Here is a 22709-nt window from a genome sequence, read left to right as displayed (position 1 = left end):
ACAATGGCGGTCCTGACGGGATTCGAACCCGCGATCTCCTGCGTGACAGGCAGGCATGTTAACCGCTACACCACAGGACCGTATGTATTGCGGGGGCCGGATTTGAACCGACGACCTTTGGGTTATGAGCCCAACGAGCTACCAGACTGCTCCACCCCGCGATGATAAAAATGGTGACCCGTACGGGAATCGAACCCGTGTTACCGCCGTGAAAGGGCGGTGTCTTAACCGCTTGACCAACGGGCCATCGTAGTAAAATTGAAACGTTACATATAATTATGGCGGAGAGCAAGGGATTCGAACCCTTGAGACGCTTATGACGCCTACACGATTTCCAATCGTGCTCCTTCGGCCACTCGGACAGCTCTCCAGTGAACGTGGTGAAGAAGTTATTAATGGCTCCGCAAGTAGGATTTGAACCTACGACCTACCGGTTAACAGCCGGTTGCTCTACCACTGAGCTATTGCGGAACGATCGCCTGGCAGCGTCCTATCCTCACAGGGGGAAGCCCCCAACTACTTTCGGCGTTCAAGTGCTTAACTTCCGTGTTCGGCATGGGAACGGGTGTGACCACTTGGCTATCGCCACCAGACATCTATTATCTTAACATTATGTTTCCATAACGTCAAGCACTTTTTTTGAAAGGCTCGCGCCCTCAAAACTGAAGTCATCAACAATCATCTGCTAGAACAAGGCCTCGACCGATTAGTATCACTCAGCTCCGCATGTCACCATGCTTCCACCCGTGACCTATCTACCTCATCGTCTCTGAGGGGTCTTTCTTGATTACTCAAAGGGAAATGCGCCTTTCATCATCGGACCATGCGGTCCGAAGAACTATCCGGTATTAGCTCCGATTTCTCGGAGTTATCCCAATCCTTGAGGCAGGTTCCTTACGTGTTACTCACCCGTCCGCCGCTCATTCCACTCACTTCCCTCCGAAGAGTTCCGTGAGCTTCCTGCGCTCGACTTGCATGTATTAGGCACGCCGCCAGCGTTCGTCCTGAGCCAGGATCAAACTCTCCATAAAGTGTTTGACTTGCTCGTTTTTGTGACTAAAAGTCACGTTGACGAAGCTTGCGCTTCATTCATTGTTTGTATCCGAAGATACGTTTTTTGCCTCATCGTTCAGTTTTCAAAGTTCGTCGTGTCGTGTTAGCGACTTTAATAAGATATCATGGAATAACTTAACCGTCAATCCTTTTTCTTATTTTTTTAATTTGCTTTCGTCGTTCAGAGCGTGTCGCCCTGTCGACATGTATTAATATACTATCTCAAAATAGTAACGTCAACAGATTTTAATAAAAAACTTTTAATTATTTTTTTCTTCTATATATAGTATTTTCGATTCGCGATAAAAAACATATGAACCAATCGTTTAAACGACTGGTTCATATGTTACGAGTTCCACGCCCGTACCTTTTGTTTGACGATAAGAGATGCGAATTAACCCTTTACGCATAAAGAAATCGACTAAACTACCTAAATCAACCTTCAGTTCCTGCAATCGTTCATTTTCCATTAGTTCATACATCGTCCACGGGATTGTTCTTTCACGCATCACTTCAAATAAATACTTTCCACCGGATAATACTTTCGATTGAAGTAGATGTTCCAGACCAATCAAAGCTAAATGGATTCGCAATTCAAGTGTTTCTTCACTTAATAGTAATTGCTGGTATAACTTGTACACTTCCGGATCATCCATGCGAGCTTGTTCCCAGACGACAATTTCAGGATGTGCTCCTTTTTCAAGAACGGAAAGCCGTGCTAAATGATGTAAAGCATGATGCACGTGCGTGTAAGCATCATAGTAGTTACCGCGACTAAAGAGATTACGCCCGTCTTGAAAACGACGTAGTAGTTTCGCAAAAGACAGTGACATTTGCAGGCAACGTTCTGCTTCCGGGAAATTCAACAGCCTTTTTTTCATATCAGTTAAATAATCATTGCGTTCAAAAATAATTGTTCCTTCGGATATCCAATGGACAGCTCGCCGATTCGCGTTCAGTACAATCCATCGTGACAGTACATCTTCATGGACGACATGAAGTGACACCTTGAGTGTATCTAGGCGGTAGTGTTTGATTGTCCATTCAATAGAGGAGTCCCGTGTAACAACTAGTAACAGTATATCAAATTGGTCCGTCAATGAATCCTTCGGTTGCTGTTTTTCAACAGCGATGATCCCTTGCGTTTCTTGATAGGCAGCATATTCGGAATAAATTGTTCTTGTGACTTGTTCCATTCAATTCTCACCCTTCTTCACTCATACTCATCCGTTACCATTTTCGACAAAAATTCATTGTTTCCTTCTTCAGGACATAAGCTACAATATGCTAGACTGTCGTTAGGGGGAATTCAATTGAAAAAACAACGCAAGAATAAAATAAACCGCGCCCGTAACTTGGCGATGTTCCTCGTTTTTGGTGGAATGCTCGTTATGTATGGCGGTCTTCTATTAAAACAATTTGAAATCATCATGGTTATTTTAATGCTACTCGGTTTTGTCATGGTCTTAGCGAGTACTGCCTTATATTTCTTGATTGGTTTAACTTCAACGAAAGCAGCCGTCGTCACTTGTCCGAACTGTGGAAAAGAAACAAAAGTCCTCGGTCGCGTCGATTTATGTATGCATTGCGATGAGCCACTCACGATGGACCAAGAACTTGAAGGAAAAGAATTCGATGAAAAATACAATAAACACAATAAACGAGCTCCCCGTTAAAGGAAGCTCGTTTTTATTGTACGTTTGATTGGCATTCAGGACACGTCCCGTATACTTCGAGACGATGACGATCTACTTTAAATCCAGTCAAATGTGCAGCGACCGTCTCGACATCATCGAGAACCGGATAATTGAAGTCGACGATTTTACCGCACCCTTCACATATCATATGATAATGACGTGTCGTAACGAAATCGAATCGGCTCGAAGCGTCTCCATAGTTCATCTCTTCAACGATTCCTTTTTCACGGAAAACACGTAAATTATTATAAACTGTCGCCACACTCATATTTGGAAAACGATGTTCGAGCGCACGATAGATATCATCTGCCGTCGGATGCGTATGTCCTGTCGTCAAGTATTCCAAGATTGCGTGACGTTGTGGTGTCATGCGAACGCCCGAGTCCCGTAAAGATCGTACTGCGTCATCTAGCATTTCGTTAGCCACGTCCATCCCCTCATTTCTATCTTTCATTGATTATTAGATTGTAATCTTTATAATTAGTCTACCTACATTATTCCCGTCCGTCAACGGCTCTGCTTCTGATTTGACGTCCGTGATACAATCATATCGTGATATTTTTCACGAATCAACGATTGGAGGAATCATCCATGTCAACCCATTCTACACGCCCGACATCCGAGGCGTTATACGACGTTGCCCAAAAATGTATCGTCGGAGGTGTCAACAGTCCATCCCGCTCTTTTAAGGCCGTCGGAGGAGGCGCCCCCGTTTATATGGAACGTGGAGAAGGTGCTTACTTTTACGATGTCGATGGCAATCGTTATATCGATTACTTAGCCGCTTACGGTCCAATCATCACCGGGCACGGGCATCCACATATTACGGAAGCGATTACGCATGCGGCGCAAAATGGTCTCCTATATGGTACGCCTCACCGTCTAGAAATCGACTTCGCACATAAGCTTCAACAAGCGATTCCGTCTTTAGAAAAAGTTCGCTTTACGAATTCAGGAACCGAGGCGGTCATGACGACGATACGAGTCGCGCGTGCCTACACGGGTCGTGAACTCGTCGTGAAATTCAGCGGCTGTTACCACGGACATTCTGATTTAATGTTGATTGCAGCAGGAAGTGGTCCAGCAACACTCGGTTCACCGGACTCTGCCGGTGTAACGAAAGCAACAGCGAAAGAAGTCTTGACAACACCGTTCAACGATGTTGAAGCCTATCGTCAAATCATGGCTGAATGGGGCGATCAAGTTGCCTGTGTCCTCGTCGAACCGATCGTTGGGAACTTTGGGATTGTCGAACCGCATCCTGGATTCCTCGAAGCCATCAATGAGATTACTCATGAGTACGGCGCACTCGTCATCTACGATGAAGTCATCACGGCGTTCCGCTTCACATACGGCAGTGCTCAAGAACTATTGAATATCCGTCCTGATATGACGGCACTCGGCAAGATCATCGGTGGTGGTCTTCCGATCGGTGCATACGGTGGTCGTAAAGACATCATGGAACACGTTGCTCCGCTCGGTCCTGCTTATCAAGCTGGAACGATGGCTGGAAATCCGGCATCGATGGCAGCAGGTATCGCTTGCCTAGAGTTACTTGAACAGCCTGGTGTCTACGAAGAATTCGAACGTCTCGGTGCGAAGCTCGAACAAGGGATTCTCGAGGCTGCTGCTACTCATGACGTCACGATTACAATCAATCGTCTAAAAGGAGCTTTGACGGTCTACTTCACGGATGAGACGGTCACTGACTACCTCGGTGCGGAGCGCGCAAATAGCGAGATGTTCGGTCGTTTCTTCAAATTGATGCTCGAGCAAGGCATTAATCTTGCCCCTTCAAAATACGAGGCGTGGTTCTTGACGACGGCTCACACGGACGCAGACATCGATGAGACGATTGCTGCCGTCAACCGTGCGTTCGCACAATTGTAAGCTGTTCATTCTTTATACAAAAAGGCTATTCCGAAAAAAACGGAATAGCCTTTTTTCATTCGACGAGCTCGAGGTTCTGAATCGCGTACAGTTCAAAATATGCGCCACGTTTACGCATCAACTCTTCATGACGACCGAGTTCCGTGATTTGACCATTTTCAATCACGACAATCTTATCGGCATCCGTAATCGTCGACAGACGGTGGGCGACAGTAAACGTCGTCCGTCCTTTCGCGAGACGCGCAAGCGAATCTTGAATCATCGATTCACTTTCTAGATCTAGCGCACTTGTTGCTTCATCCAGAATGAGAATCGGTGGGTTCTTCAAGAAGACACGGGCAATCGCCAAGCGTTGCTTTTGTCCCCCTGACAGTTTAACGCCTCGTTCTCCGACCGCCGTCTTGTACCCTTGCGGCAGCCGTTCAATGAACTCGTGTGCATTCGCCGCCTTCGCAGCAGCAATTACTTCTTCATCCGTCGCTTCCGGGTTCCCCATCTTGATGTTCATTTCGACCGATTCACTAAAGAGAATCGATTCTTGCATGACCATTCCGATTTGGTCGCGTAAGCCACGCAATTTCAAGTTTCGGATGTCGACACCGTCAAGCGTAATCCGTCCAGACGAAACATCATAAAAACGAGGAATCAGACTGACGAGCGTCGATTTCCCGCCTCCCGACATTCCGACGAAGGCGATTCGTTCCCCCGCCTGGACGTCGAGCGTCAACCGGTTGATCGCAAGTTCGCCATCTTCTTCATACGAGAAGCTGATGTCTTCGAACTGGACGTTTCCTTTAACAGCGACCGGATCTTTCGCATGTGCTTTTTCCGTAATATCATACGGTTCGTCTAAAAATTCAAACATCCGGTCCATCGAAGCAATCGATTGTGTCAACGTAGTGGACGAGTTGACGAGGCGACCGAGCGGTGCATACAGACGGTCGATGTAGCCGATGAAAGCGACCATCGTCCCGATTGTTACTTGTCCGTTCAAGACGAAAAAGGCAGCCGTACCAAAAATCAAAATCGGTGCAAAGTCGGTAATCGTCGAAACGACGACGTAGGTCCGTGCATTCCAGTTCGTCTGACGAAGTGCCGCTTTTAAGAAACCATCATTTTGACCTTTGAACGCTTTGTTTTCATGTGGTTCAAGGGCGAAACTGCGGATAACTGCCATTCCGTTGACCCGCTCCGTCAAATGTCCTTGGAGTTCCGCAAGTGCTGCTGAGCGATCGCGCGTCAAACTGCGGAGCCGCCCATAAAAGAACTTCACGGCAAAGGCATAAAACGGCAATGGGATGATTGCGACGAGCGTCAATTTCGGATTGATCGTCCACATGATGGCAATTGCGATAAAAATCGTAATCATATCGAGCCATAAGTTCATCAAACCCGTTACAACAAAATCTTTTGTTTGTTCGACATCGTTGATGATTCGGGAGATGACTTCGCCGGTTTTCGTGTTCGAATAAAAGCGAAGTGATAATTTCTGAACATGATCAAACAAATTATTCCGTACGTCGAACAAAATTTTCGACGCCGACCACTGTGCTAAATACTGACGGACGAATTCAAGTGGTGGTTTGACGACGAGGAAGACGAAGAAGCCCGCTCCAATCAAATACGCCAGTTCCTTACTCCGCTCTGCAAGCGGTACCGTATTATCGGTCAGGAGGTTATCGATGATGTACTTATACAGTAACGGTAATCCTAACGGAATCGAAAACTTGATGATTCCGACGAACACCGTCAAGAGGATTTGTTTTTTGTACGGCTTGACGAACTGCATGTAGCGACGAATCGAACCTGGTGTCTTATTTTTCTGTTGTTGAGTTTCCTTACCCATGATGATTCACTTCCTTCAATTAAAAAAAGACGATGGCGAACCATCATCTCCGATATCTTGTTTCATATTCACGATACCACGTTTCAACGAATGCCGGATTGAACGGACCTTTCCGACTTCGAATCCACTGGATTAAAATCTGGACGTTGTCCTTCAGGATACGATCAATCGCTTTCGGATAATTCATTTCCCGGCGATGTTTCTCGTACTCATCCTCATCCAAAATCATATACGACATGTCCGGATACACCTTAATGTCTAAATCATAATCAATGTACTTGACTGCTCGATCCTTTTCATCAAACGTCGAAGGTGACCCTAGGTTACAGTAATAGTAGATTCCATCCTCTCGAATCATACAGATTACGTTAAACCAGAGTTCTGTCGAAAAATAACAAATCGCGGGTTCGCGTGTCCGCCACTGACGACCATCCGATTCACTGACCATGATTCGATCATTGAATCCAATCAATTCTTCTTCCGTCGATTTAAGCACGAGCGTTTCTTCCCAAACTCTGTGTAAGCTGCCATTATGTTTGAAACTTTGAATCTCAATCTTGCTACCTTCTTTTGGGAATCGACTCATGTGCTACTCCTTTCTGAAGCTTTTTTATTCAATTTTTCTATACTCTCGTGCTTATTATACCCATTTTCAGAACACATGAAAAACGAAAGGGTACTTTTTCAGAAAAATGACTGTGATTTATTAACTAAAGTAGTCTAAAATCGCGCGTTTCCGTTGATCGAACATCGGTTTGAGAATCAGTAGATCGACAATCATTTTCGGAAAATAAGATTTATAGAGTAATTCATCAATCATGTAGACCCCGTCCGGACGCTGTTCGACACGGTGGAGATGACACCAAGTAGCGAACGGGAACGGGACCTTGACTCCTACATCAACGAAAGCATGTTGACCGACAATCGGAATCAGTGACTCCCACTCGACGAAAATGGGCGGAAGACCGACTTTAAGCTGAATCGTGTTTCCGGCGATTGTCCGCGTATCACCAATCGTTTTCACTTTCGGGAAAACCGTCATTCCCGTTAATGCTTTCGCATCGCCTAAAAACGTCCAAGCCTGCTCTAACGTCGCTGTTACTTTCGTTTCCGTACGAAATGTATTCATGTAGTCTCCTCCTTTAATAGACGATCGATTTTCATTTGTGCGACTGATATCGGCTGCTTGACGTACGTTGCTTCATCCATCAGTACCGTTCCTTCAGGTTGCGTCGCGACACGGTAAATACTGACTTCCCAAATCCGGTGTGAAAAGATATGTTTAATCTTCCCGACATACGTTCCGGGTACGGTTTCCGTCGATTCGACTAACGGATATTGCCACATACCCGCGAGCAGTCCCGTATCCGGTCGCTGTTCGACTGCAACTTTCCCTGCTTCTTCGTAGACGAGAGCGTCGTATTGAATCGTCTGCGTTTTTCCTTTTTTCGTTTTGACCGGTAACTCACCTTGGGCATTTCGCTCGTACGCAAAACAGACGTCATTGACGGGACATAACCCACACATCGGAGACTTCGGTGTACAGACGATTGCCCCGAGCTCCATCAACCCTTGGTTGAAGCTCGACGGATCAAGCGGATCAATCAGTTCATGGACCGCTGCCTCGAACAGTTTCCGTGTTTTCGGTGCGGCGATGTCTTCATAAATCCCAAGCACCCGCGATAAGACGCGCATGACATTTCCATCGACTGCCGGTTCCGCCTGACCGTAAGCAATTGACAGGACTGCTCCCGTCGTATACGGTCCGACACCACGTAAGCTTTCAAAAATTTCTTTTTCGTCAGGAACAATTCCGCCATATTTTTCAACAACTTCTTGAACGGCGATTTGAAGATTCTTAACACGGGAATAGTATCCTAAGCCTTCCCAGTATTTTAAGACTTCGCTTTGCTCTGCCGCCGCTAAATCGTGCGGCGTCGGAAAACGGTCCGTGAAGCGATTATAATAAGGGATGACGGTATCGACACGCGTCTGTTGTAACATGATTTCACTAATCCAGATGTGGTAAGGATTTTTAGTTTCTCGCCATGGTAACTGGCGTTGTTCACGTAAAAACCATGCGACCAATTCGGTTGTGAACGTTCGTTTGTTAAAGTTTATGAAATATTCTTGAACGGGGATCAAATGTCTACCTCTTTTCTACAAAAATACGTTATAGTGAATGAAAATTACCCGGAACGCTTACACTTGTTTGTTTATCCGTACCATTACTACTTTTAGAGGAGCGAATTCGCATTGGATACTGGTACACATATCGGAATGGGACTTTGTCTCGCCGCCATCGCAACACTTGAACCGGATGTCGCAGCAAGCGCAACACTCTTTGCTGCCGTCACGACCACTGCCTTAGTCGGATCGCACGCCCCCGACTTTGACACGGTTTTTAAATTTAAAGGGAACGGTGCTTACTTGACGCAACACCGTGGAAAATCCCATGGATTGATTGCCCTACTCGCTTGGCCGTTACTCTTATCAATCGTCATCGGTACCTTATTCGGCGTACCACCTACTTCATTATGGCTGATGGCGCAGATCGCTGTCGCCCTTCATGTCTTCGTCGATCTGTTTAACGCCTATGGTACACAAGCTCTGCACCCCTTCAAACAGACCTGGATTGGTTGGGGTGTCATCAATACGTTTGATCCGTATTTATTTACGATGTATTACGGCGCTTTCGGGATCTGGGTCCTGACACGCGCGACCATCGTTATTTTCCCGATTTTAATCGTCATCGTCGCGATTTATTACGCCGTGCAGTTTAAACTCCGAAATGATGCCCTGGCGACGGCAGCCCGTTACTATGGCGGGGCCCACAAGTTATTCATCTCACCCGGAATGAAGTGGGACGAGTGGCACGTCGCAGCACGACTGCGCGACGACTATTCCGTCGTCAAAATCAACTCTGGTGTCGTCGTCGAATGCGGAAACTTCCGCATCAAAGAGGAACCGCATGGGGATGTACTCTATGAAGTCGTCAAACAAAATGAGGACTTGAAAGCTTTCCTCGCCTTCTCAAAAATCCACACGTATACGGTATCCCGAAAAGACGGCATCGTCGAATATCGTTTCACGAACTTACGGTACTTCACAAAAGATGTCTACCCATTCGTTGCCGTCGTCCGAATCGATGAGGCGTCCCAACAAATCGTCAGTTCCTATACGGGTTGGGTCTTTAGCGAACGGACGCTGCAAAAGAAACTGATTATCCCTGCTTTATAAACAAAAACTCCGTGTCCGTGGTCAACCGACCAAGACAGGGAGTCTTTTTCTGTTCATTTACTGGACGTCGCGTCCGAGCATCAAGTGCTTAAACTTTTCATTCGATGTATTGAAGCGGTGCAACATCGCGCCATGTTGTTTGATTTGTTGCTCGACGAACCGGACGGCGACAGCCTCACCTTGATATTTTTCGCCTGCCCGGGCAAGCGTCGCCTCAAAATCTTCCCAAAGGACTTCGACCCATGTCAATGCCTCGATTGGCGTTAATACCGGATTGACGGCTTGTAATTCTCCTGCTAGTTGCTCTAGTGCCGCTGTGCGGTTTTCTTCCATCATACACCCTCCTCAGAATGAATCAGCGCAAGCGGAATCGCGACTTCGTTGACGGTTCCTTCAAAATGCCCCCAACCCATGACGCCGTTGACGAAATGTAATTCGAATACCGCCTCTTCCCCTTCGACTTGGTAAAGTTGTCCGGTTTCGAACTGACTTGCATCGACGAGATAACTTTGTGCCATCGCGATTTTCCGAATGACAACTTCGACTTCACTCATGTTCCCATGCTGCTCCGCTTTTCTTTTTTGTTCGTTTAGTTTCGTGACGAGCATTTCTAATTCGTATTTCGATAATTGACTCATCCGTGTTTCCATCAAAAAACTCCCCCTCTTCGTCATTAGTATATACGAAAAGGAGGAGTCATATCATGGTGTTAGCTCGATTTCAGCTCAAGATTCCGTTTGCTTTGAAGGGCGTACATCTTCGCGTAAATCCCTTTTTCCGACAAGAGCACGTCATGTGTACCACGCTCCATGATTTGACCGTGATCGAGGACGATGATTTCATCGGCATCTTTAATCGTCGACAACCGGTGCGCGATGATGAAGGTCGTCCGTCCTTTCGTCAACGTCAGCAAGGCTTCTTGAATCATCGCTTCCGTCTCGGAATCGACACTTGCCGTCGCTTCGTCAAGAACGAGAATCGCGGGATCAAAGGCAAGCGCACGGGCAAAACTGATTAATTGCCGTTCCCCCGCAGACAAGGTCGCACCTTTTTCGATGACCGGTTCGTCTAAGCCATGCGGAAGTCGATCGATGAAGCGGTCTGCTCCGACGGCAACGATTGCCTGGCGGACACGCTCTTCCGAAATCGATGGATTATCCAGTGTAATGTTCGAACGAATCGTTCCTGTAAACAAGAACGGATCTTGTAAGACGATTCCCATGTGGTCACGGACCGCTTGTTTCGGTAACGTCGTAACATCTTGTCCGTCAATCAGGAGATGACCGGACGAAGGATCATAAAAACGCATCAACAGGTTCATGATTGAGCTTTTCCCACTCCCCGTATGCCCGACGAGGGCGATGGTCGCACCAGGACGTGCCTCAATCTCGATTTGACGTAAAACCGGATACCCCTCTTCATAGCTGAATCCGACGTCTTTAAACTCGACGCGCCCTGAGAAACGGGGAATCCGACCTTGTTCGACCGGTTCACCTTTTTCGTCGAGCAACTGGAACATCCGGTCGGCCGAGACGAGTGCTTGTTGGAGCGGTGACAGTTGATTCATGATTTGTGTGACCGGTTCGAACAGACGCGACACGTAATCAATGTAGGCATAGAGAATTCCGAGTGATAAAAATGTCCCGTTCGTTAAACTTTGACCGGCAACGACCCAAATCAATAAGGCGAGCGTCAAGTTTTTTAAGAAATACGATAAGTTGTGTGACATCAATGCATCGAGCCGTAACAGTTTCGCACGGGTTTGATAGTTTTCTTCATTTTTCTGTTCGAATTCAGCGAGCACTTCTGCTTCACGGGCGTACGACTGAATGATCGGCATCGTCTGGATGTTTTCATTCAATTGTCCGTTCATATCCGCGACGAGTGCCCGGACTTTAAAGTTGTTTTCCGTCGCAAACTTTTGGAACAGTTGAATCCAAAAATAGACGATCGGGATAATGGCTAAGGAAACGAGACCCAGCCGGACATCCAGGAAGAACATCGCGACGAGAATCCCTGCCATCGTGATGATGCCTGAGAACACACGCGCCAGGACACCGAGGTAGAGATCCCGGATCGTCTCCGTATCGTTCGTGACACGACTGACGATTTTACCAATCGGTGTCTGATCGAAGTAACGGACCGGCAAGCGTTGCAGATGTGAAAAGACATCAAGCCGCATCCGTTTAACGATTTTATGCGCTGAGCGTTGCAATAAGATTTGTTGGACCCAGTTCAGGCCCGCTGCGATCAACAGCAAAATGATATAAAAGAGCGATAACCAACCAATCGCCTTTAAGTCCGAGGCATAAAAATCATAGACTTGTCCTTGCGTGAGCTTTTCGACACCGGCGTACCGAAACGTTTCCTCTCCTCGCGTGACAGTTAACGTGTCCCCCGCGACTTGACGTTCGCCACCACTGACGACTTGTTCCGGAACGAAATAATACCCCGCCTTCGACTGGACGATCGAGATCGGACCGATGACCGCCGACTTCGGAACGTCTTGCGACTTCGCAAAACGTCGTCCGTCATAACCGACCGTCCCCCCCGATTCGACTTCCACCCAGTCTTTTTCGATTGCGACGATGTGTTCGTCGATGATGATTTTTGCGATATACGGTCCTGTCAGTTCGGCTCCGACCGCTAAAACGAGCAGGAAAAGCCCGAGAAAGATTGCGCGTTTCTCATGCATCGCATAGCGGACGAGTGAACGAATCGTCGTTTTCCGTCTGACGGGATCGAGTAAATAATTTTCTTGTTCAGTCAATTTCAGCACCTCCTGCCTTACGTTTCTTCACTTTGTCGTTCGAATTGTTCTGCATACCAGCCACGTCGTTCCATCAGCTGTTCATGCGTTCCCCGCTCACTGATCACGCCGTCTTGTAAGACGAGAATTTCATCCGCATGCGCGACGGCAGACAACCGGTGCGCAACGATCAATGTCGTTGACTGATGACGGTTCGTCCGGATCGCGTCGATGATTTGTGATTCCGTTTTCGCATCAACGGCTGACAACGAGTCGTCGAGCAACAGCAACTCCGGTTTCTTCAACATCGCCCGGGCAATCGACAAGCGTTGTTTCTGTCCACCGGAAAGCGTGACTCCCCGTTCTCCGACCATCGTTTGTAACCCTTGGTCAAGCGTCTCGACATCCGTCGTAAAGGCCGCTAAACGAATCGCTTCTTGCAACTCAGCTTCTGTTGCCTCACCCGCCCCGAACAAAATGTTATCGCGTACGGATTTTGAGAAGAGTAGATGCTCTTGCGAGACATAGCCCGTCCACCCGCGGACGGTCTCCAGTGCGACGTCTTCATAGGGGGTTCCATTTACTTTCAACATGTCTCGTCCAATCGGATACTCCCGTAAAAATTGGCGTAAGAGCGTTGTTTTCCCAGATCCAGTCGGACCGACGATTCCAATCGTCTGTCCGTGTTTGATCGTCAAATCAATCCCGTGTAACGACGGATGATTCATCTCTGGATACGTAAACGTCAAGTTAGCCAGAGTAATCATTTCCGGTCGCACAACTTCGACTTTCGGTGTCGATGTAATCAGCGGTTTGACACGCATCGTCGCTTCTAAGCGATCGAGACTCGCCGTCCCGCGCTGGATGACGTTGATGAGCTCACCGAAGGCATACATCGGCCAAATCAACATCCCGAGGTAAATATTGAAAGCGACGAGCTGACCGAGCGTAATATCGTTCGTAAAGACAAGGTACGTCCCGAACGATAGACCAATTAAATAGCTGACACCGACCAATAACTTGATGATCGGTTCGAATAAGACGTCAATTTTTGCGACATGCATGTTTTTTTCGAAGACATCCGTCGTCGTGTCATCGAATTTTTTGACATCGATCTCTTCTTGGACGAACGAGCGGATGACACGAAGTCCGGAAATCGATTCGACGACCTGGTCATTCATCGTTCCAAACGCATCTTGGGCGACGATGAAGCGGCCGTGAATTTGACTTCCGAGCTTGTTCATCGCATACGCGAGGAGCGGCATCGGAAGGAGTGCCGCGAGCGTCAGTTTCCAATCAATCGCGACCCCCATCACGACGAGGGTGATCGCCGTCATATTCAACGAATCGACAAGTGTCAACACACCGAATCCGGCTGTTCGTTCGACCGCTTTTAAGTCATTCGTCGCAAGCGCCATCAAATCTCCTGTTCGGTTCTTTTGATAGAATGTCGGCGTCAATTTTAATAAATGTGTAAAGAATCGGCTTCGTAATGTCCGTTCGAGTAAAAATGCCGTCCCGAACAATTTCGCGAGCCATAGATACGTCAAAATAAACGAAGCGATCGAAATTACGAGCAGTCCGACGACATATTGAATCAGTGTCGTCCGGTCCATCGACCCGGACCGTAACCCGTCAATCACTTTTCCAATCAGCCACGGCGGCGTTAAATCAATAAAACCCGTGATAATTAAGAGTACGACGGCAATCAGATAAGATGTTTTGTGTTCTTTTAGAAACCAACTGAGTTGGCGAAATAATCGCACGATGGTTCCCCCCTTTGTGTCATGTTATGGTGTTCCTTTTTTCCGAACGCACAAAAAAGGCATACTGATTTCCGGAAGCAGTCCGAGAATCAATATGCCTTGAAAAGACGATATGAATCAAAAATATGGTCTGCGCGCTCGGGGAACGGATTCCCTGTCAATCGCACACTAAAATGAGTGTTTATACGAGTTCGAGAGTCTCCGCCATATTCAACTGTCCAATAGTAGATGCGATAACAAGTTGCTTTTTCATGTGACGGTTCCTCCTTTTCTTAATCTGAGCGTAGAATAGCACAATTGTCGGACAATTGTCAATTTTCCATCTTGCTATTTAGGAGAATGAGTTTTCAATTTTTTCAAAAGGAAAGACGCTTGTTAGATTCCTTCTTCTTCTTGCTTGACCTGTTCGATGACTGTTGCCACGATTCCATATGGGAACCCTTTTCGAACGAGTGCTTGTTTCGTTTTTTGTTCTCGGGCAAATGGCTCCAGTTTATGATATTTCGGATAATATTTACGCGCTTGATAGAGCGCCGCCTCTTCTTCCGCGTCGACTTCGACTTCCTCAAAGACGATTTGAACCCCTTGTTGCGTCACTTCTGAAGAAAAACCACGTTGCATCAGAGTTTGTTGCAGTTTCTGTTTCAATTCCCGGACCGAACGCCGCGCTAATTCCTTTTGTTTTTGGCGCAAGAACTTGACGACCTTCTCAAGCTCTTCTTCTTCCGTAAACTGTCGTAACGCTTCATCGATAAACTCTTTTTTTACCTTCAATGCTGCTAAATCACGCCGGATTCGTCCCGGACCTTGGGGAGTCGTCGCTTTTTTCGTCGCCGTATAGGCAAGGGCAAACTGCTGGTCATCGATATACTTTTGTTCCGTCAGGCGCTGAATCGCATGTTTGATTGCGTGTTCCGGCGTTTCCTTTTCGATCAAATGCGTTTCGACTTCGCTCGTCGCCCGCATCCGGTAAGACAAATGGTTCAACGACAACCGGTAAGCTTTTTGTTCTTCTTCCGCCGTCAACACTTCCTTGACGAAGTCGTCATCGATTTCCTTATCACGCTCAAGGTTATATTTAATTAAGATGTCAACATCGACGGCAAACGCATACTCTTCTTTTCCGTCCCGTTCGATATAGATATTAAACCGTTCATTATTTTTCTTTTGGGTTGAAATCCGTTTAATCTTCAAGGGGGTATCCTCCTATATGAAACTGAATACTTAACGATAACATGCTTCCTCATGTTTGAGTGAAACTGACAAACGGGAACATATGTACAAGATTGTTGAAAGGGATGATACAGATGAAGATTGCGATTACAGGTGGGACAGGAATGATTGGGCAGGCGCTCTCGAAACGATTGATTGCGGAGGGGCATCATGTCTATATTTTGACCCGGTCCGTACAAGACAACACAGAACACACTACTTACGTTGAGTGGTTGACGTCGTCCGCCGCTCCAGAACAGCAGCTTGAAGGTATCGATGCCTTTATCCACCTGGCTGGCGCTTCCATCAATGATGGTCGCTGGACGGAAGAACGGAAACAAACGATTCTGCAAAGCCGGATCGATTCGACGAAAGAGTTAGTCCGCATCAACCAGGCATTAACAACGAAACCGGCTGTCGTCCTCTCCGCTTCCGCTGTCGGCATCTATGGACAGGACCGGCACCAGACATTCACGGAGGAACAGCCACTCCCGCCGACAAGTGACTTCCTCAGTCAAGTCTGCGTCAAGTGGGAAGCGTTAGCCCAACCAATCGCTGACCTCGGGATTCGGCTCGTCCATCCGCGGATCGGTGTCGTCCTTAGTAAAGAAGGCGGAGCCTATCCATTGATGCGCCTCCCCTACAAGCTTTTCGGCGGCGGGACGATGGGCGACGGAAAGCAATGGGTCTCTTGGGTTCATATCGACGACCTCGTTGAATTATTCATCTTTGCCCTTAAAACAAATCAACTCACTGGTCCGCTTAACATTACGGCACCGCATCCGGAAACGATGCGTCAGTTCGGAAAAACAATCGGAAAAACGTTACAGCGCCCCCACTGGTTACCGGCTCCGCGCTTTGCTCTCGAACTCGCACTCGGTGAAAAAAGCGTCATCGTCCTCGAAGGAGCACGCGTCATTCCGAAAAAAGCACTCGAAAATGGGTTCAAGTTTCGGTATGCTGAATTAAAGGATGCACTAAGCAACTTAGAGCAGACAAACTAATACAGGGGCTGACGAAACGTTGAACGTATTAATACGCAATGCACACATTTTCCCGATCACAGCAGATAGTTTTTATGGTGATATTCGCATCAAGGATGGCAAAATCCACGAAATCCACGAGTTACTTGACGTTCAAGACAACGAACGTGTCATCGAAGCCGAAGGACGCTTTTTATTGCCGGGCTTCATCGACGCCCATACCCATCTCGGGCTTTATGACGAAGGAACGGGAACGGTCGGAAATGACGCCAACGAAACGATTTTCGCAATGACACCGCACCTGCGTGCGATTGACGGCGTCTATCCGCTGGACGAAGGATTCAAGGAAGCGATTGAACATGGTGTCACGACCGTCCAAGTCATGCCGGGCAGCATGAACATCATCGGTGGTGTGACGAGTGTCATCAAAACGCACGGACGCTTTATCGACGATATGATTTTACGGAAATATGCCGGTCTGAAGATTGCGCTTGGTGAAAACCCGAAACGTGTCCACAGTGCCGGACGTGCAGGAGAATTGACGCGGATGGGCATCATGGGCATGCTCCGCGAAGCGTTCCTCGAAGTGAAGATGCAACGGACGGCAGATACGTTCGCTCACCGAATGATTGAACGCGTCCTGAATAAAGAGATGCCACTTCGCGTCCATGCACACCGGGCGGATGATATCCTGTCTGCCATCCGCTTCGCTGAAGAATTTAATCTCGATGTCCGGATCGAACACTGCACGGAAGGTCATCTCGTCGCAAAAGAATTACAACAATTGCCGATTGAACACGTCACCGTCGGACCGACCTTCACCCGCAAATCAAAAATCGAGCTTAAAAATAAGACATGGGAGACGTATCGCGTTCTCCACGAACATGGTCTCGAAGTCTCGATCACGACCGATCATCCGTACACGCCTGTTCAGTACTTGAACTTGTGCGCAGGACTCGCCGCTCGTGAAGGCTTACCCGTCGACATTGCCCTCCGCGCCATCACGATCAATCCAGCTCGTTCGCTTGGCGTATCGGATCATGTCGGATCGATTGAAGTCGGAAAAGATGCTGACTTAGTGTTATGGAGCCATTTCCCACTTGATTATTTAGCAAAACCGCTCATGACGATGATTGACGGAAACGTCATTTTTGAACACACGCATTTAACCTCGATGTCTTAAAAAATCAGCCTTTGATTTTAACGCTAAAACGTTGAAAATCAAAGGCTTTTTTCTTTGTGAAAAACAGTCATTTTCATTTGCAAAATTTGTCTTGTTTTTGTATGTTTTTTCACAAAAATTATTTACTTGCATTTTTAAAAAAAGAAGGTAATATTATCTTATCCGACAACTGAAGAAGGCATACCATGCGCGGTTCAAACGAGTCAGACAGGTAGCTTTCGACAATCATTCTAGCGGTCTTAAGAAGGAGGAATGGAAGTATGCTCAAGCAACGGGAGCTGAGCGACTGCGCTGATTTGTTCGAACTGATGCAGCATCAAGACGTATATCCGTACGTCCGCCAAAAAACACGGTACTTTGATGAATTTCTGTTTACTACAAAGCAGGCAATCGAAGAGGAAGAACGTGGTGAACTTGTCTCACGTACAATCCTGGATGAATTCGATCAACCAATCGGTACAATCAGTTTACTCGATATCGAAGGACATTATGGTTTTCTCGGTACATGGTTAGGTAAACCGTATCATGGAAAAGGCTATAACAACCTTGCAAAAGAAGCATTCTTTTCCGAGCTGTTTTTCGAACTCGGTTTCGAGAGTGTCTTTATGAAGATACGCCAGACGAATATCCGTTCACAAAAAGCAGCTGAAAAATTGCCTTATGCCTTTTGTGCGGATGAACTCCGTCCAACGTTACTCGAACAATTGAATACAGGCGAGACCCAGTTCACGCTGTATGAAGTATCAAAGTCGAGTTTCCACATGTATATTCATGGTCGTGAGCTCGAAACGGTCTACGAACAACAACTCGAAGCATGAGTGGCATCGCCCACTCGTGCTTTTTTTGTCGTACTTTTGATGCGGCGTGAAACGCTCAAATGGTATGATTAAAAAAAACTCACCGGTCAACTGGGTTCAAATCCCGTTTCCCGGATGAATGAGGAGCGATTTGAATGGCAGAACAGTTTAAAATACTCGTCGTCGATGATGAAGCACAGATGCGCGATTTACTCGTATCAAACCTTGAAAAAGAAGCTTACGTCACGACAACTGCGACGAATGGACAAGAAGCAATCGATAAAATTCAACAGGATACCTTCCATCTCATTTTACTTGATGTGATGATGCCTGAAATGGATGGACTGACGGCATGCATGCGGATTCGCGAATTTTCAAATGTCCCGATCATCATGTTGACGGCACGTTCGGACGAACTCGACCGGATTCATGGTTTAAAAATCGGTGCCGATGACTACATCACGAAACCTTTTAGTCCACGGGAACTCCTTGCGCGAATCGAAGCGACGCTCCGCCGGTCGCACCGTTTCGCTGTCGATCAATCGGCGTCGTTATCGATCGGCAAACTCGAACTCGATACAGAAAGCCGAAGCGTCCACGTCAGCGGTAAACCAGTCAGCCTGACACGAAAAGAATTCGACTTGTTGCACTTGTTCGTCCAACATAACGACAAAGTTTTTTCTCGCGAACAACTGCTCGACCAGATTTGGGGAGCCGATTATATCGGAAACTTACGGACGGTCGATACGCATATCAAAACACTTCGCCTGAAACTCGGAGAAGCTGGGGGCGCCATTCAAACGGTCTGGGGCATCGGCTATAAATTCGAGGAAGTATGATTAAACGCTACACGATCCGAAAGCGGATTTGGATCACAATTTGGTTCACGAGCGTCTTTTCGGCGATTCTCTTCCTGTTACTCACGTTTTATCTGTACGACCGGTTTTATCTCCAGACACAAGAAGACATCTTGCTGAACCGCGGTGAAAAATTGATTAACATCTATGAATCGGAAGGCCTGTCCGGTGCTTTTTATGACGGAATGACCTATACGAACGAGCTGACGGAATCAAAAGTCTTTTTCATCGATTTCTTACAAAAGAATCCGGGCGGACTGCGTTTCCTGACGAACGAAGATATCGAACAGCTCCGAAACGGCCAAACGGTCGTCTCGAGCCGGACCCATCCGATTGAAGGCACTGATATTTTGATGACGGGATTTCCAATTATCGAAAACAACCGGTTAGTCGGGACGTTGATCCTCTACCTTGAACTGGGACAGATCAGTGAACCGTTCCGCCCTCTGCGGCTGATGATTTTCTTCATGATCGGCTTAATCGTCCTCAACCTCGTCATCTTCGGTCGACAAATCATCGATACGATCATTCGTCCATTGATTGACATGAAACGGGCCTCGACGGTCTATGCCCAAGGTGATTTTGATTACCGGATTCCGATTCAATCGGATGATGAAATCGGGGAGCTTGCCGAAACATTGAACAAAATGGCAGAATCACTTGGCGAAGTCGACGAACAGCGAAAAGAGTTCCTCGCGAATGTCAGCCACGAACTCCGGACACCCTTGTCCTATATCCGTGGTTATACGGAAATGATGCAAGATGAACATTTAGACACGAAGACACGCGATCAGTATTACCAAATCATCGAACGGGAGACGGAACGTCTGCAGCGTCTCGTCAACGATTTACTCGACCTCGCGCAACTTGAACGGGACTCGTATCCGATGACGAAACAACCGCTCGTTTTCAGCCAGGTTCTCGAAGATGTCGTCTACCGGATGGCACCGATCGCGCAAGCAAAAGGCATTCAACTCGTGACAGACTTTGATCCGAGTCAAATCGTCCTCGGTGACAATGACCGGTTGGAACAAGTCATCGGAAACCTGATTGACAATGCCCTTCGGTACACACCGTCTGACCGTTCGATTTACTTGACGACGAAAACGGATGGCAATTTGACCATCTGTACGATCCGTGATGAAGGAGAAGGAATTCCCCCTGAACATTTAGAGCGTTTGACGAAACGTTTTTATCGTGTCGACAAATCGCGGACACGTAAAGATGGCGGGACCGGTCTTGGCCTCGCGATCACGAAGCACATCATCGATCGCCACGATGGAACGCTTGCCTTTACGTCATCAATCGGACAAGGAACGACCGTCACAATCACGCTTCCCCTCTTACCGGATGAAGACGATGGATTTGCATAACAAAAAAAGTCATCCGTTTTCACGATTGTTTTTCAGAAGTGTTTGCTTAAAAGGAGTGTTTCTTCATCGAAACGAGATTAATTGATTTACTTCAGGGTGCGGACCATTTCGCGGTTCTGATCAGCTTGCTCGTCAGCTTCATCGTCAGTATTTTTGGTTTCTTACCGAGTTCTTTCGTCACCGCTGCAAACGTGCTTTACTTCGGTTACTGGGAAGGGTTTTTGTTATCCTTCCTAGGTGAGGCCTTTGGTGCACTCATCGCTTTTTACTTGTACCGGTTCGGTGTCCGTCGTCTTACACCAAAGATTGACTCGGTCCGCGTTCAAAAGTGGACCGACCGGCTCGCTGAAACGAACGGACGTGATGCGTTTTGGCTGATCGTTTTACTACGCGTCTTGCCGTTCATTCCGTCTGGCCTCGTCACGTTACTGAGTGCGGCTAGTCGTGTCTCTCCGCTCGTTTTTTTCATCGCAAGTACTCTTGGAAAGATTCCTGCTCTATTTATCGAGGTCGCGAGCGTCAGCTGGTTCATCGGAAGCGATGCGGTAATCCAGTGGATTGTCGTCGGTGTCGTCATCGTTCTGTATGCGGCTCACCTCGTCTACAAACAGTATCAATCCAAACAAAAAACGCCGTCTTCTTGATTTACTTCAAGAAGGCGGCGTTCGTACGTATTAGAACTTTTTCTTTTTCTTTTTCTCGAGGACGACGATTGCTTCGACATGTGCCGTTTGCGGGAACATATCGTACGGTTGAATGTAACTCACTTTATAATCAGCCTTCATCAAGTGATCACAATCGCGGGCAAGCGACTGTGGATTACACGAAACGTAGACGATTTTTTTAGCTTTTGACGAAATCATCGCATTCAATAGTTGTGTATCACAACCCGACCGTGGTGGGTCGACGATGAAGACATCCGGGACCCAACCTTCTTTGACCCAACGCGGAATCCAAGCTTCTGCTTTCCCGACGACGTAATGGGCGTGATTGAAACCATATTGCTTCATGTGTGCATTCGCATCTTCAACCGCTTCTTCAATGATTTCCATACCGCGGACTTCTTTTGCTCCTTTTGCAAGCCAAAGACCAATCGATCCTACTCCAGCATACGCATCGACGACACGCTCTTCACCCGTCAGCGCCGCTGCCCGAACGACTTCTTCATACATCCGTTCTGCTTGTTCCGGATTCAATTGGAAGAAGGCACGTGGCGAAAGTTGATACGTGAATTCACCCATCTGCTCTTCAATCTTTTCGACACCACGAAGAACTTCTGTTTCTTCTCCGAAGACACGTGACGTCAGTTTGTCATTGATGTTTAGCGCGACCGAGATGACACCCGGAATATTGTGAATATCACGTGATAGTCCTTCGAGATCTTTAAATCCATCTTTAAACGCGACGAGGACGACTTGAATCTCACCTGTTTTGATTCCTGTCCGGACGACGATGTTACGAATGACACCATCTTGTTTCGCAGAATTGTAGACCGGTACATTGTAATCATTTAATAACTTCGTCACGGCATTGTTGACGCGTAACGTTTCTTTATTTTGTACGATGCAATCATCAATCGCGACAAGACGATTTGAATTCGCTGAATACAAACCACTGACGATTTGATTGCCTTCTTTTCCGACCGCAAATTGCGATTTATTCCGGTATTCCCATTCTTTTGTACCGATTGTTGAACGGATATCTGCCTTTTCGATGTTCAACTTCGTTGATTTCGAGAATGCATTTCGTAACATCTCTTCTTTGTAACGGAGTTGTCCCGCATAGCTCATATGTTGAAGCTGGCATCCGCCGCATTGACTGTAAATCGGGCAGAGTGGTGTGACACGATCCGGCGAGCGATCATCACGTTTGACTAGTTTTGCATTTGCGAAATTGTCGTGGACTTCCGTGATTTCAATCTGTGCTGTTTCTCCGACGAGTAACCCCGGAATGAACACGATTTGTCGTTCGAGTGTCGCAATCCCCTCGCCATTGATTCCCATCCGTAGACACGTGACGGAGCGGATTTCTCCGACATTTAGTTTAATTTTCGTTGCCATTCT

At 47.2% G+C, this 22709-nt stretch carries 21 protein-coding genes, 5 tRNA genes, 1 rRNA gene and 1 other annotated feature; of the genes, 9 read left to right on the top strand and 18 right to left on the bottom strand.

Annotation, left to right across the window (positions count from 1 at the left end; translation table 11 throughout):
* Positions 1 to 4: 4 nt before the first annotated feature.
* From A0126_RS03280 to A0126_RS03250, 7 genes are all read right to left on the bottom strand, one after another.
* Positions 5 to 80: transfer RNA gene (locus tag A0126_RS03280), tRNA-Asp, on the bottom strand.
* A gap of 7 nt (positions 81 to 87) precedes the next feature.
* Positions 88 to 161: transfer RNA gene (locus tag A0126_RS03275), tRNA-Met, on the bottom strand.
* A gap of 10 nt (positions 162 to 171) precedes the next feature.
* Positions 172 to 246: transfer RNA gene (locus A0126_RS03270), tRNA-Glu, on the bottom strand.
* Between the two features lie 33 nt (positions 247 to 279).
* Positions 280 to 370: transfer RNA gene (locus A0126_RS03265), tRNA-Ser, on the bottom strand.
* A 26-nt stretch (positions 371 to 396) separates the two neighbouring features.
* A tRNA-Asn gene (locus A0126_RS03260) sits at positions 397 to 471 on the bottom strand.
* Between the two features lie 6 nt (positions 472 to 477).
* Positions 478 to 593, bottom strand: a 5S ribosomal RNA gene (rrf, locus tag A0126_RS03255).
* A gap of 101 nt (positions 594 to 694) precedes the next feature.
* Positions 695 to 991, bottom strand: a sequence feature (16S ribosomal RNA rRNA prediction is too short).
* 388 nt (positions 992 to 1379) lie between these two features.
* On the bottom strand, positions 1380 to 2249 hold the full coding sequence (locus A0126_RS03250; RefSeq protein ID WP_029332786.1) for a nucleotidyltransferase-like protein: 870 nt from the start codon (positions 2247 to 2249) through the stop codon (positions 1380 to 1382).
* A gap of 117 nt (positions 2250 to 2366) precedes the next feature.
* Here A0126_RS03250 and A0126_RS03245 point away from each other — a divergent pair, with 117 nt between their 5' ends.
* Complete coding sequence (locus A0126_RS03245) at positions 2367 to 2729, top strand: DUF2614 family zinc ribbon-containing protein (protein WP_029332785.1); 363 nt, start codon at positions 2367 to 2369, stop codon at positions 2727 to 2729.
* A gap of 13 nt (positions 2730 to 2742) precedes the next feature.
* Here the strand turns inward: A0126_RS03245 and perR are convergent, their stop codons facing one another.
* Positions 2743 to 3165, bottom strand: a complete 423-nt coding sequence (gene perR, locus A0126_RS03240) for a peroxide-responsive transcriptional repressor PerR (protein WP_369834779.1) — start codon at positions 3163 to 3165, stop codon at positions 2743 to 2745.
* Positions 3166 to 3341: 176 nt separating this feature from the next.
* Between perR and A0126_RS03235 the strand changes: the two genes are divergently transcribed.
* A complete protein-coding gene (locus A0126_RS03235) occupies positions 3342 to 4640 on the top strand; it encodes a glutamate-1-semialdehyde 2,1-aminomutase (RefSeq protein ID WP_088836434.1) in 1299 nt (432 codons plus the stop codon).
* Between the two features lie 55 nt (positions 4641 to 4695).
* Here A0126_RS03235 and A0126_RS03230 read toward each other — a convergent pair whose 3' ends face one another.
* From A0126_RS03230 to mutY, 4 genes are all read right to left on the bottom strand, one after another.
* On the bottom strand, positions 4696 to 6486 hold the full coding sequence (locus A0126_RS03230; protein ID WP_088836433.1) for an ABC transporter ATP-binding protein: 1791 nt from the start codon (positions 6484 to 6486) through the stop codon (positions 4696 to 4698).
* A 43-nt stretch (positions 6487 to 6529) separates the two neighbouring features.
* Entirely contained in the window at positions 6530 to 7072 is a 543-nt protein-coding gene (locus A0126_RS03225; RefSeq protein ID WP_029332781.1) for a nucleoside tri-diphosphate phosphatase, read from the bottom strand.
* Between the two features lie 120 nt (positions 7073 to 7192).
* On the bottom strand, positions 7193 to 7615 hold the full coding sequence (locus A0126_RS03220) for an SRPBCC family protein (protein WP_088836432.1): 423 nt from the start codon (positions 7613 to 7615) through the stop codon (positions 7193 to 7195).
* A complete protein-coding gene (mutY, locus tag A0126_RS03215) occupies positions 7612 to 8631 on the bottom strand; it encodes an A/G-specific adenine glycosylase (RefSeq protein ID WP_088836431.1) in 1020 nt (339 codons plus the stop codon). Before mutY ends, A0126_RS03220 begins: the two co-directional genes overlap by 4 nt.
* Positions 8632 to 8742: 111 nt before the next feature.
* On the opposite strand from mutY, the gene A0126_RS03210 reads away from it, so the two are divergent.
* Positions 8743 to 9726 carry a metal-dependent hydrolase gene (locus A0126_RS03210; RefSeq protein ID WP_088836430.1) on the top strand — a complete coding sequence of 328 codons (984 nt, stop codon included), beginning with the start codon at positions 8743 to 8745 and terminating at the stop codon, positions 9724 to 9726.
* Positions 9727 to 9783: 57 nt separating this feature from the next.
* Here the strand turns inward: A0126_RS03210 and A0126_RS03205 are convergent, their stop codons facing one another.
* The 5 genes from A0126_RS03205 to A0126_RS03185 form a co-directional block, all read right to left on the bottom strand.
* Positions 9784 to 10059, bottom strand: a complete 276-nt coding sequence (locus A0126_RS03205; RefSeq protein ID WP_051667383.1) for a YfhJ family protein — start codon at positions 10057 to 10059, stop codon at positions 9784 to 9786.
* Entirely contained in the window at positions 10059 to 10376 is a 318-nt protein-coding gene (locus A0126_RS03200; RefSeq protein ID WP_088836429.1) for a DUF1811 family protein, read from the bottom strand. Before A0126_RS03200 ends, A0126_RS03205 begins: the two co-directional genes overlap by 1 nt.
* Before the next feature lie 59 nt (positions 10377 to 10435).
* A complete protein-coding gene (locus A0126_RS03195) occupies positions 10436 to 12496 on the bottom strand; it encodes an ABC transporter ATP-binding protein (RefSeq protein ID WP_088836428.1) in 2061 nt (686 codons plus the stop codon).
* A 17-nt stretch (positions 12497 to 12513) separates the two neighbouring features.
* Positions 12514 to 14241: an ABC transporter ATP-binding protein gene (locus tag A0126_RS03190; RefSeq protein ID WP_088836427.1), complete on the bottom strand. Its 1728-nt coding sequence runs from the start codon at positions 14239 to 14241 to the stop codon at positions 12514 to 12516.
* A gap of 375 nt (positions 14242 to 14616) precedes the next feature.
* Positions 14617 to 15435 carry a RecX family transcriptional regulator gene (locus A0126_RS03185; protein WP_088836426.1) on the bottom strand — a complete coding sequence of 273 codons (819 nt, stop codon included), beginning with the start codon at positions 15433 to 15435 and terminating at the stop codon, positions 14617 to 14619.
* 113 nt (positions 15436 to 15548) lie between these two features.
* Between A0126_RS03185 and A0126_RS03180 the strand changes: the two genes are divergently transcribed.
* The 6 genes from A0126_RS03180 to A0126_RS03155 all read left to right on the top strand — a co-directional run bounded on the left by A0126_RS03180 (position 15549) and on the right by A0126_RS03155 (position 21290).
* On the top strand, positions 15549 to 16457 hold the full coding sequence (locus tag A0126_RS03180; protein WP_088836425.1) for a TIGR01777 family oxidoreductase: 909 nt from the start codon (positions 15549 to 15551) through the stop codon (positions 16455 to 16457).
* A 19-nt stretch (positions 16458 to 16476) separates the two neighbouring features.
* Positions 16477 to 17619, top strand: coding sequence for an amidohydrolase (locus tag A0126_RS03175; RefSeq protein WP_088836424.1), 1143 nt, complete (start codon positions 16477 to 16479; stop codon positions 17617 to 17619).
* Positions 17620 to 17879: 260 nt separating this feature from the next.
* The gene (locus A0126_RS03170) at positions 17880 to 18437 is read left to right on the top strand and encodes a GNAT family N-acetyltransferase (RefSeq protein ID WP_029332770.1); all 558 of its coding nucleotides are present in this window, start codon (positions 17880 to 17882) and stop codon (positions 18435 to 18437) included.
* A gap of 134 nt (positions 18438 to 18571) precedes the next feature.
* Entirely contained in the window at positions 18572 to 19255 is a 684-nt protein-coding gene (locus A0126_RS03165) for a response regulator transcription factor (RefSeq protein WP_029332769.1), read from the top strand.
* Positions 19252 to 20646: a sensor histidine kinase gene (locus A0126_RS03160; RefSeq protein ID WP_088836423.1), complete on the top strand. Its 1395-nt coding sequence runs from the start codon at positions 19252 to 19254 to the stop codon at positions 20644 to 20646. The genes A0126_RS03165 and A0126_RS03160 overlap by 4 nt, the downstream gene beginning before the upstream one ends.
* Before the next feature lie 125 nt (positions 20647 to 20771).
* Entirely contained in the window at positions 20772 to 21290 is a 519-nt protein-coding gene (locus A0126_RS03155; RefSeq protein ID WP_239456826.1) for a TVP38/TMEM64 family protein, read from the top strand.
* A gap of 30 nt (positions 21291 to 21320) precedes the next feature.
* Here A0126_RS03155 and rlmD read toward each other — a convergent pair whose 3' ends face one another.
* Complete coding sequence (gene rlmD, locus A0126_RS03150) at positions 21321 to 22706, bottom strand: 23S rRNA (uracil(1939)-C(5))-methyltransferase RlmD (RefSeq protein WP_088836421.1); 1386 nt, start codon at positions 22704 to 22706, stop codon at positions 21321 to 21323.
* Positions 22707 to 22709: the final 3 nt, after the last annotated feature.

This window comes from Exiguobacterium sp. N4-1P (genome assembly GCF_002214325.1).
The sequence above is the reverse complement of the archived record's forward strand: the minus strand, read 5'-3'. Positions and strand labels throughout refer to the sequence as shown.